The sequence below is a fragment of the Halogeometricum sp. CBA1124 genome (assembly GCF_009741955.1).
Taxonomy (GTDB): domain Archaea; phylum Halobacteriota; class Halobacteria; order Halobacteriales; family Haloferacaceae; genus Halogeometricum; species Halogeometricum rufum.
In genome coordinates this window covers 27,830-44,070 of sequence record NZ_WPCD01000015.1, presented here as the reverse complement: position 1 = coordinate 44,070, position 16,241 = coordinate 27,830, and the positions used below count along the sequence as shown (strand labels likewise).

Annotated in this window: 12 protein-coding genes and 4 pseudogenes; 9 read left to right on the top strand and 7 right to left on the bottom strand. The window is 69.3% G+C overall.

The annotated features are described in order from the left end of the window. Positions 1-374: pseudogene (locus tag GJ632_RS03945) on the bottom strand (molybdopterin synthase); the annotation flags it as partial. A 126-nt stretch (positions 375-500) separates the two neighbouring features. Here GJ632_RS03945 and pyrH point away from each other — a divergent pair. Continuing rightward, complete coding sequence (gene pyrH / locus GJ632_RS03940; protein WP_191452151.1) at positions 501-1,220, top strand: UMP kinase; 720 nt, start codon at positions 501-503, stop codon at positions 1,218-1,220. Beyond that, positions 1,221-2,874: pseudogene (gene lysS, locus GJ632_RS03935) on the top strand (lysine--tRNA ligase). It abuts the gene before it with no gap. 37 nt (positions 2,875-2,911) lie between these two features. Here lysS and GJ632_RS03930 read toward each other — a convergent pair. Next, positions 2,912-3,448, bottom strand: coding sequence for an LURP-one-related/scramblase family protein (locus GJ632_RS03930; RefSeq protein WP_191452150.1), 537 nt, complete (start codon positions 3,446-3,448; stop codon positions 2,912-2,914). Positions 3,449-3,608: 160 nt separating this feature from the next. Here GJ632_RS03930 and GJ632_RS03925 point away from each other — a divergent pair, with 160 nt between their 5' ends. Together GJ632_RS03925 and GJ632_RS03920 are read left to right on the top strand one after the other, a co-directional pair. Further along, complete coding sequence (locus GJ632_RS03925; protein WP_191452149.1) at positions 3,609-3,878, top strand: hypothetical protein; 270 nt, start codon at positions 3,609-3,611, stop codon at positions 3,876-3,878. A 69-nt stretch (positions 3,879-3,947) separates the two neighbouring features. Further along, positions 3,948-5,762 carry a site-2 protease family protein gene (locus GJ632_RS03920; protein WP_191452148.1) on the top strand — a complete coding sequence of 605 codons (1,815 nt, stop codon included), beginning with the start codon at positions 3,948-3,950 and terminating at the stop codon, positions 5,760-5,762. A gap of 48 nt (positions 5,763-5,810) precedes the next feature. Here the strand turns inward: GJ632_RS03920 and GJ632_RS03915 are convergent, their stop codons facing one another. After that, complete coding sequence (locus GJ632_RS03915) at positions 5,811-6,335, bottom strand: PadR family transcriptional regulator (RefSeq protein WP_089809044.1); 525 nt, start codon at positions 6,333-6,335, stop codon at positions 5,811-5,813. Positions 6,336-6,529: 194 nt separating this feature from the next. On the opposite strand from GJ632_RS03915, the gene GJ632_RS03910 reads away from it, so the two are divergent. After that, positions 6,530-8,071, top strand: a complete 1,542-nt coding sequence (locus GJ632_RS03910) for a heme-binding protein (RefSeq protein ID WP_191452147.1) — start codon at positions 6,530-6,532, stop codon at positions 8,069-8,071. Positions 8,072-8,186: 115 nt separating this feature from the next. Here the strand turns inward: GJ632_RS03910 and GJ632_RS03905 are convergent, their stop codons facing one another. From GJ632_RS03905 to GJ632_RS03895, 3 genes and pseudogenes are all read right to left on the bottom strand, one after another. Continuing rightward, positions 8,187-8,492, bottom strand: a complete 306-nt coding sequence (locus tag GJ632_RS03905) for an SHOCT domain-containing protein (RefSeq protein WP_231751326.1) — start codon at positions 8,490-8,492, stop codon at positions 8,187-8,189. A gap of 162 nt (positions 8,493-8,654) precedes the next feature. Next, on the bottom strand, positions 8,655-9,452 hold the full coding sequence (locus tag GJ632_RS03900) for a GHMP kinase (RefSeq protein ID WP_231751325.1): 798 nt from the start codon (positions 9,450-9,452) through the stop codon (positions 8,655-8,657). A 321-nt stretch (positions 9,453-9,773) separates the two neighbouring features. Continuing rightward, positions 9,774-10,867: pseudogene (locus GJ632_RS03895) on the bottom strand (aldo/keto reductase). Positions 10,868-11,026: 159 nt separating this feature from the next. Here GJ632_RS03895 and GJ632_RS25170 point away from each other — a divergent pair. Together GJ632_RS25170 and GJ632_RS25165 are read left to right on the top strand one after the other, a co-directional pair. Continuing rightward, positions 11,027-12,220, top strand: a pseudogene (locus tag GJ632_RS25170) (DUF4960 domain-containing protein); the annotation flags it as partial. Further along, positions 12,133-13,299 (top strand): GH32 C-terminal domain-containing protein, encoded by a 1,167-nt coding sequence (locus GJ632_RS25165; protein ID WP_343161009.1) that lies wholly within the window; start codon positions 12,133-12,135, stop codon positions 13,297-13,299. The pseudogene GJ632_RS25170 and the gene GJ632_RS25165, both read left to right, overlap by 88 nt. A gap of 24 nt (positions 13,300-13,323) precedes the next feature. On the opposite strand, the gene GJ632_RS03885 is transcribed toward GJ632_RS25165, so the two are convergent. Continuing rightward, the gene (locus tag GJ632_RS03885; RefSeq protein ID WP_191452146.1) at positions 13,324-14,622 is read right to left on the bottom strand and encodes a glycoside hydrolase family 68 protein; all 1,299 of its coding nucleotides are present in this window, start codon (positions 14,620-14,622) and stop codon (positions 13,324-13,326) included. A gap of 161 nt (positions 14,623-14,783) precedes the next feature. Between GJ632_RS03885 and GJ632_RS03880 the strand changes: the two genes are divergently transcribed. Together GJ632_RS03880 and GJ632_RS03875 are read left to right on the top strand one after the other, a co-directional pair. Beyond that, the gene (locus GJ632_RS03880; RefSeq protein WP_191452145.1) at positions 14,784-15,743 is read left to right on the top strand and encodes an acyltransferase; all 960 of its coding nucleotides are present in this window, start codon (positions 14,784-14,786) and stop codon (positions 15,741-15,743) included. 88 nt (positions 15,744-15,831) lie between these two features. After that, the gene (locus GJ632_RS03875; protein ID WP_089809029.1) at positions 15,832-16,158 is read left to right on the top strand and encodes a zinc ribbon domain-containing protein; all 327 of its coding nucleotides are present in this window, start codon (positions 15,832-15,834) and stop codon (positions 16,156-16,158) included. The last annotated feature ends 83 nt before the right edge of the window (positions 16,159-16,241 follow it).

The window sequence follows — 16,241 nt, the reverse complement described above, 5'->3', positions numbered from 1 at the left end:
CGAAGCGTAGCCGCCGTGGTCGACTTCCGCCGCGCGGCGAGTTCGTCGGCGTCGGCCGCTTCGAGGACGACGTTCGCGGCGTCCGCACCGCCGAGGGCGACGGTGGGGACGGTGGCCTCGGGGAACCCCGAGAGCAACGCGTAGTCGTGTCGGGCGGACAGGTCGTCGAGCAGTCGGTCCAGCGAACGGCCGGTCCCCGACCCGCGCCACGACCCGTCTCCGCCGAGCGCGTGGGTGGCTTCGACTCCGTCGGGACGCGATTCGCTCTTCCTCCCGTCTCCCGATTCCACGGTGGCGACGCGCCCGTCGAGACGCGGGGCGACGCGTTCCAGAACGGCCGTCGCCCCCGGCCCGACGGCTCCGAGTACGTGCATGTAGAAAAACCGGGCGTGCGACCGGCTTTATACTGTCGGCTGCATTCCCTCGCCGGCGACGTTTCGGACGGGCGACACCGCCGTGGTTGATAACCCTTAAGCCCGGTTCGCGGCAACCACGGTCCAATGAGAGTCGTCGTTTCTATCGGAGGGAGTGTGCTCGCGCCGGACTTAGACGCTCGGCGCGTAGAGGGCCACGCGGCCGTCATCGAACGCCTCGCCCGCGAGGGGGTCGAACTCGGTGCCGTCGTCGGCGGCGGCGGCGTCGCCCGCGACTACATCAACGCGGCGCGTGACCTCGGCGCGAACGAGGTCCAACTCGACCAGATCGGCATCGACGTGACGCGCATCAACGCGCGCCTCCTCATCGCCGCCCTCGGTCCGAAGGTCGACCCGAAGGTGGCGCACGACTACGAGGAGGCGGGCGACTCCATCCGCCGCGGCGACATCTCCGTGATGGGCGGCGTGATGCCCGGCCAGACGACGGACGCCGTCGCCGCCGCCCTCGCCGAGTACGTCGACGCCGACCTGCTCGTGTACGCCACGAGCGCGGACGGCGTCTTCGACGCGGACCCGAACGTGGACGACAGCGCGCAACGCTACGAAGAACTCTCCGCGTCGGACCTCGTGGACGTCATCGCGCCGATGAGCCGCGACGCCGGTGCCTCCGCGCCCGTGGACCTGCTCGCCGCCAAACTCATCGAGCGGTCGGGCATGCGCACCATCGTCCTCGACGGGACGGACCCCGAACGAATCGAACGCGCCGTCATGCGCGGCGAGCACTCGGGCACCGACATCATCCCCGACGGCACCGCCGACGAACCGAGCTACTGGGCCCAGCGATAGATGACCGACGAGACGACTGACGACTCCGAATCCGCCGACGAGACCGTCGAGAACGCCGGACACCGCGCGTTCTGGGCCGACAGCGTGGCCGACGAGATAGCGGCGCGCGACCCCGAGGAACCCATCGTCATCAAGGGCGGCGTCTCCCCGTCCGGCGTCGCCCACCTCGGCAACTTCAACGAGATAATGCGCGGCTACTTCGTCGCCGAAGTGCTCCGCGAACGCGGCCACGAGGTCCGGCAGGTGTTCACCAGCGACGACAAAGACCCGCTCCGAAAACTCCCCCGGAAACTCGCCGACGCCGACGGTAACATCGTCGGTCTGGGCGACGTCGACGCCGGCGCACTCGGGCGCAACCTCGGCAAGCCGTACACGTCGATACCCGACCCGTTCGGCGAGGCGGAGTCGTACGCGGCCCACTTCGCGAACCTCCTGAAGGCCGACGCCGACCGACTCGGCGTCCCCGTCGAGATGCTGTCGAACACCGAACTGTACGAGGAGGGCGCGTTCGACCCCGTCGTCGAACGGGTGCTGTCGGACGCGACGACGCCCGCGCGGTGCTCTCGAAGTACCAGCGGAAGGTCGACGAGGAGTACGTCCCGTTCAACCCCGTCTGCGAGGCCTGCGGGAAGATAACCGAGACGGTCACCGACATCGACCTCGACGCGGAGACGGTCGACTACGTCTGCACCGACATGACCGTCGGCGACGAGACCATCGACGGGTGCGGTCACGAGGGAACCGCGACGTTCAGAGAGGGCAAACTCCCGTGGCGGTTCGAGTGGCCCGGCCAGTGGCAGGTGCTGGGCGTCGACTTCGAACCGTTCGGCAAGGACCACGCCGAGGGGTCGTGGCCCTCCGGCGAGGACATCGCTCGGAACGTCCTCGGCATCGAACCGCCGGTGCCGATGACGTACGAGTGGTTCACGCTGAACGGCGAGGCGCTCTCCTCTTCGGCCGGGAACGTCGTCACCGTCCCCGAGATTCTCGAACTGCTGGAGCCCGAAGTCCTCCGGTACTTCTTCGTTCTCGACCCGAAGAAGGCGCGCAACCTCGACCTCTCGCGACTCGACCAACTCGTCGACGACTTCGACCGGTTCGAACGCGCCTACTTCGGCGAGGTGGACGACGAGAACCTGACGGCGTTCGCCGAACGTGCCTACCCGTTCGTCGTCGACGAGGTGCGCGAGGACCGGGTCCGACTGCCCTACACGTTCGCGGCCGTCCTCGGCATGACCGACGACCGGGAGGTGCGCGTGCAGATGGCCCGCAACGAGGGGCACTTCACCGACGAGACGCCCGAGTGGGCCGTCGAGGAGGCACTCGAACGCGTCGAGAAGGCGCGGGCGTGGGCCGAGCGGATGGACAACGCGTACAACTACCGCCTGCAGGTCGAGTTGCCCGACGCCGACGTCGACGCGACGTGGCGGCGGCGCTGGACGACCTGGCTGACTTCGTCGCCGCCGGCCACGACGGCGAGGAGATTCAGGGCGAGATATACGAGACCGCCCGACGGCACGACGTGGAGGTGAGCGACCTGTTCGGCGCGGGCTATCGCCTGTTCTTCGACCAACCGCAGGGGCCGCGCCTCGGCGAGTTCCTCGGCGACTTGGACCGGACGTTCGTCGTGAAGCGACTGCGGCGCGAGGAGTAGCCGCTCTCTCCTCGGTCCCGCCGCGGACCGACGCCGCTCAGTTCTCCTCGATGGCGTCGATGACGACCATCCCGACGACGGCGAGTCGCGGGTCGACGCCGCCGTACAGGTCGATTTCGTACTTGTCGCGGACCGCGAACGCCTCCGAGGCTTCGCCCAGCGTCTCGCCCGTCGGCGAGACGATGTCGTAACTGAACGGGATGAGCGTCGAGAGGAAGCGTCTGGCGAGGGCCATCGGCACGTTGTCCTCGACGACGGTGGCAACCGTCTCCCCGTCCGGGCCGAGCAGTTCGTACTCGTGCTTGAAGAACGAGAACGCGCTCCGCTTCACGGAGCCGACGCGTTCGCCCGTCTCGACGTCCTCGATGTCGTACGCCGAGGCGATGTCGAGGACGCTGTCGGCCTTCACGCGGAACCGTTCGTCGCCCGTGTCCGGGTCGGTGAAGCGGAAGTCCTCCTTCAGTCGGAACTTCTTCTGTGCGGACTCCAGAATCGGCGTGTCACCCTCGTAGACGCGGTACTTGTTCCCGAGGCGAATCTTCTGTCTGACTTCGTAGTGGTCGCCGTCGAACATTCGTTCGTCGAGAGATTCCTCGCTCTCCGGGATAGGGTTTCGGGCGACGCGGGCAGATTTATGCCGTTCTCTCGCGTACCCCTCTCCCTGCGTCGGACTCACCCGGACGACGAGCGTTTCGACTCCGCTCCGGCGTCTGCGCGCCGACGCGGAGGTCACAATGGCACTCATCGAACTCAACTTCGGGCGCGAAGGAACCGACGACACCGACTCCGACCGGGTCGAGATACCCATCGACGACGACGCGACGGCGTCGACGGCGTCCTCGACCGGTCGCCGACTGCTCCGGACGATGGTCGTCCTCGCACTCGTCGCGGCCGCGGGCTACCTCCTGTACCGTCGCGTCACGGCGAGCGACGACGCGGAGTTCGCGGAGATTGCGTTCGAAGACGAGGTGGCCGAAGCGGGCACCGAATCGCCCGACGAGTGACGGGCCGCGGCTGACTGTGCGGCGGTAGCAATCCGAACGTCTTTCAGCGCTCATCCCCTTGTCCCGACGATGAACACCCTACTGTGGGTACTCGTCGGTCTGCTGGCGTACTCTCTCGTCGCCCTCCTCTTGCGCCGCCGCGGTCTGCTGCCCTCGTCGGTCCGCATCCAGGGGCCGTTCACGACCGTCCACACGAAGCGCGGGCGCGACTTCATCGACTGGGTCGCCACGCCGAAGCGGTTCTGGCGGGCGTGGACCAACTTCGGTCTCGGGACGGCCATCGTCATCATGGTCGGGATGTTCCTGTTCCTCCTCGTGCAGGGCATCCTCATCCTCCAGAACCCGCCCGCGCCCTCCGCGGTGAACCAACCGCAGAACTTCCTCGTCATCCCGGGCGTCAACGACTTCCTCCCCCTGTCGGTCGCCCCCGAGATAATCTTCGGTCTCCTCGTCGGCCTCGTCGTCCACGAGGGCGGCCACGGCATCCTCTGCCGCGTCGAGGACATCGAAATCGAGTCGATGGGCCTCTTCCTGTTCACGATTCTGCCCCTCGGCGCGTTCGTCGAACCCGACGAGGAGAGCCAGCGGAAGGCCGACCGCGGCGGCAAGTCCCGGATGTTCGCCGCCGGCGTGACGAACAACTTCGCCGTCACCATCGTCGCGTTCGCCCTCCTGTTCGGCCCCGTCATCGGCTCTATCGCCGTCGCACCCGGCATGGCCGTCGCCGGGTCGTACGACGGGTCGCCCGCCGCCGCGGCCGGAATCGGACAGGGCGACCGCATCACCGCCGTCGGCGGCGCGCCCGTCGACAACGAGACGACGCTCCAGTCGGCGCTCCGTTCGACGGACGCCGCGCAGGTCGAGGTCGAACTCGACGGCGGCGAGAGCGCCGCGGACCGCGAGACGCGGACGGTGACGGTCCAGCGGTCGCTCATCGTCGCCGGCTCCGTCGCGGGCAACCCTGCGAACCTCTCGGTGTCCGACCAGCCGATAACCGTCACGCAGGTGAACGGCACCCCCGTCTACACCCAGCGCGGGTTCTCCGAAGCGGTCGGCGACGACAGGTTCGCCAGCGTCACCACCTCGCGCGGGACGGTCACCATCCCCGTCGGCGCGTACGTCACGGGGGCGACGGCCGACGGCCCTCTCGGAAGCGCGGGTGCGCCGACCGGTGAGAGCGTCATCGTCACCGCCATCGACGGCGAACGCGTCACCTCCTCCTCCGACCTCGACCGGGTGCTGGACGGCATCGACCCCGGCACGACGGTGCCCGTCGAACTCCACGTCGACGGCGGGTTCGAGACGTATCAGGTGACGCTGGGCGAGAACCCGCGCGACGGCGGCGCGTTCCTCGGCGTCAACCTGTTCCCCGGGTCGAGCGGACTCCTGCTCACCGACTTCGGCGTGCAGTCGTACCCCGCGGGCACGTACGTCGCCCTCCTCGGCGGCGACGGCGGCCCCGACGCCCTCGGCATCTCGGGGGCCATCGCGGACTCGCCGCTCAGCGCGGTGTACGTCGCGCTCATCCTCCCGCTTGCCTCCCTCGTCCTCGGCATCCCCAACTTCCCGGGGTTCACGAGCAACGTCGCCAACTTCTACGCGGTGACCGGACCGCTCGCGTTCCTCGGGTCGGGGGTGTTCCTCCTCGCCAACGTCTGCTTCTGGATGGCGTGGATAAACCTCCAGCTCGGCATGTTCAACTGCATCCCGGGCTACCCGCTCGACGGCGGGCGCATCCTGCGGACCAGCGCGGAGGCCGTCGTCTCGCGGCTCCCCGTCTCGCAGCCGTACACCGTCGTCCGCACCATCACGACGGGCGTCGGCGTGACGATGCTGCTGTCGCTGCTCCTCCTCGTGTTCGGGCCGACGGTGCTGAGCGGCTGACGCCGCGACCGTTTCGGAGTCGCCTCCGCCGGCGACGCCGGCGGCGGGTCAGTCCTCGTCGTACTCGACGCCCTCTCGCTCGTAGAACTCCTCGGGCGTCGCGTCGATTCGCTCGAACGTGCCGAAGTCGCGTTCGTGGTGGCGAATCAACTGTTCGATGATCCACGAACTGAACGTCTCGTCGAACCGCCAGAGACCGTCGGCCGTCTCCACCTCGAACCGGTCGTCGGTGGCGAAGGCGACGTAGACGTGGTAGAAGCCGAGGATGATGTCGCCGAAGTCGGCCGCCTTCCCGCCGGACTCCCGACGCTTCTCGGTGAGTTCCTCCCGGCCGGCGTCGGTGAGTTCGAAGTACTTCCGGTCGGACTCCTCCTCGCGTTCGATTCGGGTGGCCCAGCCCTTGTCCTCGAACTTGTACAGGATGGGGTAGACGGACCCGTACGAGGGCTCCCAGTGGCCGCCGCTGATGTCGTTTATTTCCTTCAGTATCTCGTAGCCGTACCGCGGCTTCTCGTCCAAGAGTTCGAGCACGAGGTACGAGATGAGTCCCTTCGGGGGGCCACTCTTCCGCATCGGGCGAAGGTTCCGACCCTCTCTGTGAAAGGGTTTCGGTCGTCGCGGGAATTTCCGGTCCGCGATACGTCGGCCAGCGCGCGCCGTCGCGGCCGGTTCAGCGTCCGAGTCGGGTGACGCTCGGAGGGGTACGCGCGTCGTATCCGCGGGGACGACTCGCAACTCCCATACGGGAGAAACGCTAACGTGCGGACATGCCAGAAGCCCCACCGACCGACGAGGGTTGGTTCGTCCTGCACGACTTCCGAACCGTGGACTGGGACGCGTGGCGCGACGCGCCCGAACACGAACGCGACCGCGCCGTCGGCGAGGGCGTCGAGTACCTCCGCGCGCACGAGGCCGTCGAGGACGCCGACGAGGGAACGTCGGCCGTCTTCTCCGTCCTCGGCCACAAGGCGGACCTGCTCGTCGTCCACTTCCGCCCCACGCTCGACGACCTCTCGCGGGCCGAACGGCAGTTCGAGCGCACGTCGCTCGCGAACTTCACCGAACAGGCCACCTCGTACGTCTCCGTCACCGAGGTGTCGGGGTACGTCTCGCAGGAGTACTTCGAGGACGAGGACGCCGACATCGACGAGGGTCTGCGCCGCTACATCGAGGGGAAACTCGAACCCGACGTCCCCGACGACCAGTACGTCGCCTTCTATCCGATGTCGAAGCGCCGCGGCGAGAAACACAACTGGTACGACCTGCCGTTCGACGAACGCGCCGAGATGATGTCCGTCCACGGCGACACCGGCCGCGAGTACGCCGGGAAGATAAAGCAGGTCATCGCCTCCTCCGTCGGCTTCGACGACTTCGAGTGGGGCGTGACGCTGTTCGCCGAGGACCCCACGGACATCAAGGACATCGTCTACGACATGCGCTTCGACGACGTCTCCTCGAAGTACGGCGAGTTCGGCCAGTTCTACGTCGGCCGCCGGTTCCCGCCCGCCGACCTGGGCGCGTACCTCGACGGGGAGTCGGTCCCCACGGCCGAACACGACGAGGCGGCCGCCCACGCCGAACACGGCGCGCACGGGTCGGCGCACGGCCACGCCCACGGTGACTCCCCCCACGGGGGCGGCGACCACGGCGGCGCACACGGCGGCGGCGGACACACGCACGGCGACTCCCCGCACGGCGAGTCCGCCGAGAGCGACGAGACGGAGGCGGACGACATCCGCGGCGAACTCGAGGACCTGAACATCTACGCGGGCAAACCCCACGGCGAGGACGTGTACGCCACGGTGCTCTACTCGGAGGCCGACACCGACGAACTGTTCGAGGAGGTGGAGGGTCTCCGCGGCAACTTCGACCACTACGGGACGCACGTCAAGACGGCCGTCTACGAGGCTCTCGAACGCGAACGGACCGCCGTCGTCTCCATCTGGGAGACGCAGTCGGCGGCGGAGACGGCCGCCGGGTTCCTCTCGGAACTGCCCGGCATCGTCTCGCGCGCCGGCGAGGAGTCCGGATTCGGCACGATGGGGATGTTCTACACCGTCAAGCCCGACTACCGCGAGGACTTCGTCCAGAAGTTCGACACCGTCGGCGACGCACTCGCCGACATCGACGGCCACCAGGACACCGACCTGATGGTCAACCGCGAGGACGAGAACGACATGTTCATCGCCAGCCAGTGGGACTCCCGCGAGGACGCGATGGGCTTCTTCCGGTCGGACGACTTCCGCGACACCGTCCAGTGGGGCCGCGACGTCCTCGCGGACCGCCCGCGACACGTCTTCCTCGCGTAACCGAGTCGCGCCGAGACGGGCGACTGTCTCTCTTTCTGTCCGTCGCCGAGACGGTTGCGACTGCGCGCCGACGGCGGCGCTGTCGCTCGGTTTCGAACGGAAACGAGGGGGTGCGCTACCGGTTCACTTCCCGTCGTTCGAGCGTCCGCGTTCGCGTCTGTGACCCCGCATCGTCGCGCGCGACGCTCTCCGTCTCGACGAGTGCGTCCAGTCGTCGCTCGAACTCCGCGTGGTCCACGTCGCCGGCGGCGTAGCGTTCGCGGAGGCGGGCGATGGCCGACTCCTCGTCGGCCGGTTCGTACGGCGCGGCGGACTCGCTCGACTGCCGCGTCTCGGTGCCGTCGCCGCGGAGGTAGCCGAGCACCCAGTCGACGGCGTACATCCCGAGCATCACGAGGGGTGCCACCGTGAGAAACGCCATCAGCGGGTTGCCGCCGCTGGCGAGGACGACGAGAAACAGCCACAGTCCGGCGACGACGCCCGCGAGCGGCGGGCTGTCCCGGACGGCGCGGGCGTGGCGGCGAGCCAGTCGCCGATTCGTTCGAGGAGGGTCATACGCGGCGATTCGACAACCAGATGAAAGTTACTTTCGGTGCCTACAGCACGTGAGCGCCCTCGTTCGTGACGCGCGTCTCCGAGTCGAGGACGCCGTCGACGCCCGTCGCCAGCACCGTCTCACCCACCATCGCCATCGTCGCCGCGCCGCCGGCGTCGACGACGCGTTCGACCGTCCGTTCGACGGACGCCGTCGGCAGTTCGGTTCGCTGCGCGACGCCCACGACGCCTCGAACCACGCCTGCAGGGAGTCGCCGGGGTGGAACGCCGAGAGCGTCTCGGTGCCCGCGTCGGCGACGTTCGCCACCGCGGACTCGTCGTCGAGAACGTCCCGCGTGGCGATGTCGCCCATCGAACTGTACTCGATGCGGTCGGTGCGTTCGGTCCGGTCGCGGCCGTCGCCGGTGTTCCACACGAACCCGCCCACGTCCTGCACGAACACGTCTCCGAGACCCGTCCCGGCGGTGACTTCGGCGCGGTGGGCCGCCTCGAGGGCGTCCTCGCGGTCCGCGTCGAGGTCGAACTCCGCGACGACGGCGAGAGCGGTGGCGAGCGTCGCCGCACCACTCGCGCCGAAGCCGCGTCCGACCGGCGCGTCGGCCGAGAGCGAGACGGCGGCCGTGACGCCGAGACGGTCGAGGACGCCCGCGACGGGTTCGAACGCTGTGGTCGACCCGTCCAGTCGAACGGTGGTCTCATCGGCCGGTTCGACGGTGGCTCGCACGCCGTCCTCGACGGCGAAACTGACGCCCAGCGAGCCCTCCGCCGGGTCCGAGCGCGGCACGAAGACGGTGGTGACGCTACCGGGTGCGTACGCTGTCGTCATGTCTCGGCGGTCGGTCGCCACGCTCCTAAGCGTTGTCGCAGGCGGTGAACGGGGTCGGGAGGAGGGTCACGCATCGCCGACGGCGTCGGCGCGGCGGCGGGGGCCGCGAGGCTACTCGGCGTCGACGGCGGCCGACTCGGCCCCGTCGGCCCGCGATCGGAGGTAGCCGAGGACGCCGAACAGGCCGCCGAGGAGCGTCAGCGTGTCCCACGGCGCGGCGTCGACGCCGCGGGAGCGGGCGTCCCGTCGAATCCACGCGGCGAGCGTCAGGTGGGCGGCGGCGGTCAGTCCGAGGACGCTTGGTGCGTCGGCGCACGGCGCTCAGTCGGCGGAGTTGCGCGGGCCGGTGGCGGGGCGCTTGTCGATGCCCGCGGCGTCGATGTCGTCGCCGCCCACCGAGGAGCGGAGTTCGTCCATCCCGTCGTCGCGGTCGATGCCGAAGTTGTCGGCGTACAGGTCGCTCACGCGGGCCATCTCCTCGTCAGAGAGCTTGGGCACGTCGCTGGCGGCGGCCCACTCGGTGATGTCCTCCTTCGTGTGGAACGTCGGCGTCACCGACGCGACGGGATCGTGGCTCAGGAGGTAGGCGATGGCGGCCTGCCCCATCGTCCGGGAGCCAGACGAGGTCCCCTCGTCGCTGCGTTCGAGGAAGCGGAGCGTCTCCAGTTTCTCCCAGCCCGTCTCGTACCACGCGTCGGGGCGGAACCCGCGGTGGTCGTCCAGGTCGTGGCCCGTCTCGGGCGTCACCTGCTCGTTCAGGAGGCCCGAGGAGTGGGGGACGCGCGGGACGAGACTGGTCGACGACCCCGTGCGCTCGATGGTGTCGAGGAAGTGGTTGCCCACCTCCTGTTCGAAGAGGTTCCAGACGAGTTGCAGGGAGTCGAACTCCTCCTCGATGGCCATGTCGCCCTCGGCCAGCCAGCCGATGGACGGGCCGAGCGCCCAGCCGACGGCGTCGACGAGCCCCTCCTCTCTCAGTTCGTCGAGGGCTTCGAGGACGTCCGCGTCCACCTCGTCGACGTTCGCGTTGTGGAGTTGCAGCACCTCGACGTGGTCGACGCCGAGCCGGTCGAGGCTCTTCTCGGTCGCGGTGCGGACCCACTCGCCCGTCATCTCCTTCGGGAGTTCGCCGTGGCCCGCCTGCGGGTTGTTGTAGAAGTCGTAGCCCACCTTCGTCGCGAGGGTGACCTCGTCGCGGTAGTCGGCGATGGCCTCGCCGACGACTTTCTCGCTCTCGCCGTGGCCGTACACGTCGCCGGTGTCGAAGTAGGTGATTCCCTCCTCGATGGCGTGGTGGATCATCTCGATGGAGTCGGCCTTCGTCCGGTCGCCCCACCAGTCGGTGCCGACGACCCACGCGCCGAACCCGACTTCGCTGACCTCGCGTCCGAGTCGCCCAGCGTCCGGTATTGCATATCCCGGCCTTGGCGGTGCGGACACTTAGCCCCACCTTTTTCGGCCTCGGGTTCGCTTCGCTCACCTCTCCGCGAGGAACGCGAACGCGCCCTCGACCGACGGTCGACGAACGTACTAAACAACGAGTTAATGACGCATCCTCTCGAACCTCGTCGGCAATGGACGACCTCTCGGCCAGCGTCGCGTTCCTCTCTGCGACCGACTACACCGACGAACAGCGTGCGGCCCGCGAGTGGTGCGCCGGCGTCGCCGACGTGGACGACGTTCCGCTGTCGGCCGTCGCCGACGGCACCGTCTCGCTCGCCGACTACGACGCCGCGTGGTGGCACCGCGACGACCCGGTGGACGAGACGACCCGCGCCCTCGCCGCCGACTGCGCGGACGCCGTCTCCGACTTCCTCGCCGCCGACGGCGGACTCCTCCTCTCGCTCCACGCGCTCTCGGCCGTCGTGCCGTTCGGCGTCGACGAGGTGGCTCCCGACGCCGTCGGCGCAGAGACGCCCGCCGAACCGAGCGGGTTCGTCAAGAAGCGGATGTACGACGACCACCCCCTGTTCGAGGGGTTCCCGCTCCGCGAACTCCACACCCAACCGGCCGACGTGACGCGTCCGTACGCCCGCTACGAGGGCGTCCTCCCCGCGTCGGGCGACGTCGTCGCCTCGACCATCCGCGGCGACGAGTTCCACGTCGCCCAGAAGGCGGCGTTCGCGTGGCGCGTCGGTCGGGGCGCGGTGTACGGCCTGGGCTCCGAAGTCGCGTTCCTCCCGACGTGGGACTTCGAGACGGCGGAGGCGCAGCGACGAATCGTCCGCAACGCCCTCGCCCTCCTCGCGGGCGCGCCGCAGCGACGTCCGGACTTCACCGACAGACCCGACGACGCCGAGGGGTTCGCGGCGATGCGCGCGGAACTCGCCGACGACCACCGCCGCCCGCGGTACCACCTCGCCCCGCCCGCCGGGTGGCTGAACGACCCGAACGGCGTCGTCCAGTACGACGGGACGTACCACGTGTTCTACCAGTACAACCCCGGCGGACCGTTCCACGGCACCATCCACTGGGGCCACGCGACGAGCGAGGACCTGCTTCACTGGGAGGACCGTCCGGTCGCCCTCGCGCCCGACGCCGACGGCCCGGACCGCGACGGCGTCTGGTCGGGGTGCGCCGTCGTGGACGACGACGGCACGCCGACGCTGGTCTACACCGGCGGCCGCGGCCGCGACCAACTGCCGTGTCTGGCGACGACGGACGACCCGTCGCTCGACACGTGGGAGAAACACGGCGACAACCCCATCTTCCCCGCACCGTCGACCGGCATCGACCTGCTGGAGACGGACGACTGGCGCGCGGAGTTCCGCGACCACTGCGTCTGGCGACAGGACGGGACGTGGTATCACCTCATCGGCGCGGGCGCGCGGACACCGGCGGCGCGGCCCTCCTCTACCGCGGCGACGGCCTGCGGGAGTGGGAGTACGTCGGCCCCCTCCTCGTCGGCGACTGGGAGGGCCACGGCGTCGTCTGGGAGTGCCCCGAACTGCTCGACTTCGGGGACACTCAGGTGCTGCACGTCTCGAACTACAGCCACGTCGAGTACTTCCTCGGCACCGCGTCGCTCTCGGAGCCCTCGTTCGACGTCGACCACCGCGAGCGGATGGACTACGGCGACTACTACGCCCCGCAGTCGACCCGGACGGACGACGGCCGCGTCCTCACGTGGGGGTGGGTGCCGGAGGCGCGCGGCGCGGAGGCGCAGTGGCACGCCGGGTGGTCGGGAGTGCTCACCGTCCCCCGCGAACTGTCCGTCGAGGACGGCGAACTCCGCCAGCGACCCGCCCGGGAACTGCGGGACCTGCGCGGGAAGCGCCGCCGCGAAGAGCGTCTCACGCTCGAACCCGGCGCGTCGCGGACGCTGGACCTGTCGGGCAACGCCTACGAACTCGCGTTCGAGGTTAGCGTCGGCGACGGCGACGAAGACAGCGTCGGCGACGGCGACGAAGACAGCGTCGGCGACGGCGACGAAGACAGCGTCGGCGACGGCGACGGAAACAGCGACGGAGACAAACACCGAGACGACGCCGACGCGACGTTCGAACTCGGTTTGTTCGAGTCGCCGGCGCGGAACGAACGGACCGTCGTCCGGTACGACGGCGACGAGGTGGTCGTCGACCGGTCGCGGAGCGCCCTCGACGGCGTGCCCGACACCGAACCCCAGCGGATGCCCGTGGCGGACGGGACGCTGTCGCTCCGGGTGCTCGTCGACGGGTCGGTGCTGGAACTGTACGCGAACGAACGTCGGTGTCTGACGAGTCGGGTCTACCCCACCCGCGCGGACGCGGACGGCGTGTCGCTCCGGGCCGTCGGCGGGACCGTCGAACTCGCGTCGATGGACGCGTGGGAACTCGACGCGACGTTCCCGGCGCGTTCGCGCGACTGAGTGAGTGGGGCGCGGTCGGTGCGGTCAGTAGCGGTACGGGTCGCGTTCCGCGCCGACGTCGCCCTCGAACGGGTCCGTCGGCAACGACTCGCGCGCGAGGGGGAGGTGGCCGTGCCCGAGCGTTCCGCGGACGCGCGTCTCGGACCCCTCAAGCGCCACTCTGACCGTCGGCGCGAGGGTGCCGCCGAAGCGGCGCATCTGCTCGTCCTCGGGGAGGAGGGCGACGTCGTCCATCGACGGCCGGTCGTAGTCGAAGTAGTTGAAGAAGGAGGTGACGAGCAGTTCGTCGCCGTGGTCGTACGCCAGCCACGAGTACGCCTGAAACGGCGCGTTCGCGGGGTTCGTCAGGACCATCCCGTGCCCGTTCAGCGGTTCGTAGTCGCCGCACAGGCCGTCGGCGACGAAGCCGTACAGGGCGTCGTAGCCCTCGATATCCGGCGCGAACGTGTGGTGGTGGCTGGAGACGAACAGGTAGTACGTCCCGTCGCGGACGACGAGGTGCGGGCGTTCGAGTTCCTGGTTCACGCAGACGGCGTCCAGAAGCGGCGGCCGCAACTCGAACTCGGTGGGGTCGCCCGTCGGCGAGTGGGCGATGCCGACGCTCCCGTTGAACGCCTGTCGCGCGGCGTCCCCGTCGCAGGCGTCGGACCCCTCGGGGACGGGCGTGTTCGCCTCGAACAGCAGGTACGTCTCGCCGGAGGCGGGGTCCTCGAAGAACCACGGGTCGCGGAACGTGTACGTCATCCCGCGGCTCTGCGCCTCGCGTTCGTACCACTCGCCGTCGGGTTCGAGGAGGACCGAGTGGTCCCACGGCCCCTCGATACTGACCCCGCCGTCGTCGGCGTCGATGGTGCCGCCCGTCGCGAGGGCGATGCGCTGCGAGTAGGTGAGTTCGGGTTCGTCGCTCAGACCCGCGGCGGTGTAGTAGAGGTACACGTCGCCGTCGTCGTGCAGGGCCGACCCGGCCCACTGCCGGGACCCGAGCGTTCCCTCGGGGTCGAAGACGCGGCCGCCCGTCTCCCAGGACTCGCCGTCCGCCGAGTGGAAGTACCGAATCGTCGCCACGTCGTGTCGCTTCCCCGGCAGCAGTTCCGACGACGCCGTGAGGGCGAAGACGACGCGGCGGCCGTTCACCTCCGCGGGCGACCCGTCTCGGTCGCGGAGCCACCACGTGTCCCAGACGTGCAGGTCCTCGTCCAGGTTCGCCTCGGGCGGGTAGATTATCGGTGTGACGTTCGTCTCGTCGCGGCGCAACCGCGCCGCGTGGTCGCGGGTCCACGCCGGTCGGTCCGTCGGGACCGCCGGACGCTCCTCGTCGGTCATACCCGTCCGTTCCCCGAACTGCGTAAAGTGCCCGTCGGTATTCGTTTGTTTACTACCGCGGTAGTCAATCGTGTGCCCCGGCTCGCGCGGCGACGGTCGCGGTTCGCCGACGGCGCTACACAACCGAACGGATTAGTTCGGCGGGAGCGAACCCGGAGTCGATGACGAAAGTCCACGCCTCTCTCCCCGCGGAGGCGGAACGGAACGTGCAGGCGTTCATCGACGAGGTGGACGAACGGCTCTCCTCGGCGGAGGACACGTGCGAGGTCGTCACAGAGACGCTCGTTGACCTCCACGGCGACCGGGCGGCGTACGAACGGTGGCAGGCGGGCGAGGACCTCTCGGCGGCCGAACGGGTCCGCCTGCAGGGGTACGACCCGTGCAACGCCACGCTGGAGTCGGAGTACTACGCCGAGAAGGACGAGTCCCGGTACACGGAGTCGAAGTACCTGCAGTGGCTGTGGCGACAGTTCGACGCGACGCCGATGGCCGACAACGTCGACTTCGCCCTCCGGTTCCGACAGATGCTGGCCGACCACCTGTTCGAGGAGTGCGGGGACGACTGCCGGTTCTTCAAGGGTATCACCTTCACCTACGGCCACAACATCTCCGTCGGCGACAACACCGTCGTCCACGACGACGTCCACCTCGACGACCGCGGGCGACTCACCATCGGCGACCGGGTCTCCATCTCCGACGGCGTTCACCTCTACAGCCACGACCACGACGTGGTAGACCAGACCGCAGTCGAGAACTACCACACCGTCGTCGAGGACGACGCCCGCGTCACCTACGACGCGATGGTCCGCGCCGGCATCCGAATCGGCACCAACAGCGTCGTCGGCGCGCGGTCGGTCGTGCAGGGCGACGTCCCCGCCCACCACGTCGTCGCCGGCACGCCCGCCGAGAGCATCCGCGTCAAACCCGGCTGGGAGTCGGTCGCCGACCCCGTCGCGGACCGCCTCGTCAACCGACAGGAGGAGCGACGGATTCCGTGCGACCTCCCCGACGGACTCGACACGTTCGACGAGTTCGGACGCACGCTCACGCCGCCGGACGCGCCCGACGCCCCAGACGCCGCCGAGTCCGACTCCGGGTCCGACCCCGGGTCCGACGATTGAGCCGTTCTCCACCCTCCTCGCCGCGCCGCGTCCGAGAGCGACGGCGCTCCCCCGAACGATAAAGTACCTTGCTAACCGATACCACAGTATGGACCCGTGGGGTTGGATCGTCGTCTACGCCATCGGGCTCACGGTACTCCAGCTACTGGTGTATCGGTACCTCCTGAACAACGGCGACGAGACGGGGTACGACGGCGTGTTCGGGGACTCCGAGGACCGTCCCGACGGGACGGTTGCACAGGGGACCGAACGCGGCGGTCTCGCGCGGACGCCGCGTCTCGCCGCGTCGCCGAACTCGCCCGCCGACAGGCCGGACAGTCGGTCCGACGGCCGCTACTGCCCGCACTGCGGGACGGAGAACGAACCGGACCGCACGTTCGACCGGTGCTGGAACTGCGCGAACCGACTCGCCTGAGTCGCCGCGCCGGTGCGCCGGCGCACCCCGAGAGGCGCACCTCCACGACTCACGAGTGGGAGCTAAGTCCCCGCCCCGCCTCG

Bases quoted from the DNA above. Each gene is read 5' to 3' on its own strand.
- pyrH (WP_191452151.1), top strand. From the start codon at position 501: ATGAGAGTCGTCGTTTCTATCGGAGGGAGTGTGCTCGCGCCGGACTTA.
- GJ632_RS03930 (WP_191452150.1), bottom strand. From the start codon at position 3,448: ATGTTCGACGGCGACCACTACGAAGTCAGACAGAAGATTCGCCTCGGG.
- GJ632_RS03925 (WP_191452149.1), top strand. From the start codon at position 3,609: ATGGCACTCATCGAACTCAACTTCGGGCGCGAAGGAACCGACGACACC.
- GJ632_RS03920 (WP_191452148.1), top strand. From the start codon at position 3,948: ATGAACACCCTACTGTGGGTACTCGTCGGTCTGCTGGCGTACTCTCTC.
- GJ632_RS03915 (WP_089809044.1), bottom strand. From the start codon at position 6,335: ATGCGGAAGAGTGGCCCCCCGAAGGGACTCATCTCGTACCTCGTGCTC.
- GJ632_RS03910 (WP_191452147.1), top strand. From the start codon at position 6,530: ATGCCAGAAGCCCCACCGACCGACGAGGGTTGGTTCGTCCTGCACGAC.
- GJ632_RS03905 (WP_231751326.1), bottom strand. From the start codon at position 8,492: ATGGCGTTTCTCACGGTGGCACCCCTCGTGATGCTCGGGATGTACGCC.
- GJ632_RS03900 (WP_231751325.1), bottom strand. From the start codon at position 9,452: ATGACGACAGCGTACGCACCCGGTAGCGTCACCACCGTCTTCGTGCCG.
- GJ632_RS03885 (WP_191452146.1), bottom strand. From the start codon at position 14,622: ATGACCGACGAGGAGCGTCCGGCGGTCCCGACGGACCGACCGGCGTGG.
- GJ632_RS03880 (WP_191452145.1), top strand. From the start codon at position 14,784: ATGACGAAAGTCCACGCCTCTCTCCCCGCGGAGGCGGAACGGAACGTG.
- GJ632_RS03875 (WP_089809029.1), top strand. From the start codon at position 15,832: ATGGACCCGTGGGGTTGGATCGTCGTCTACGCCATCGGGCTCACGGTA.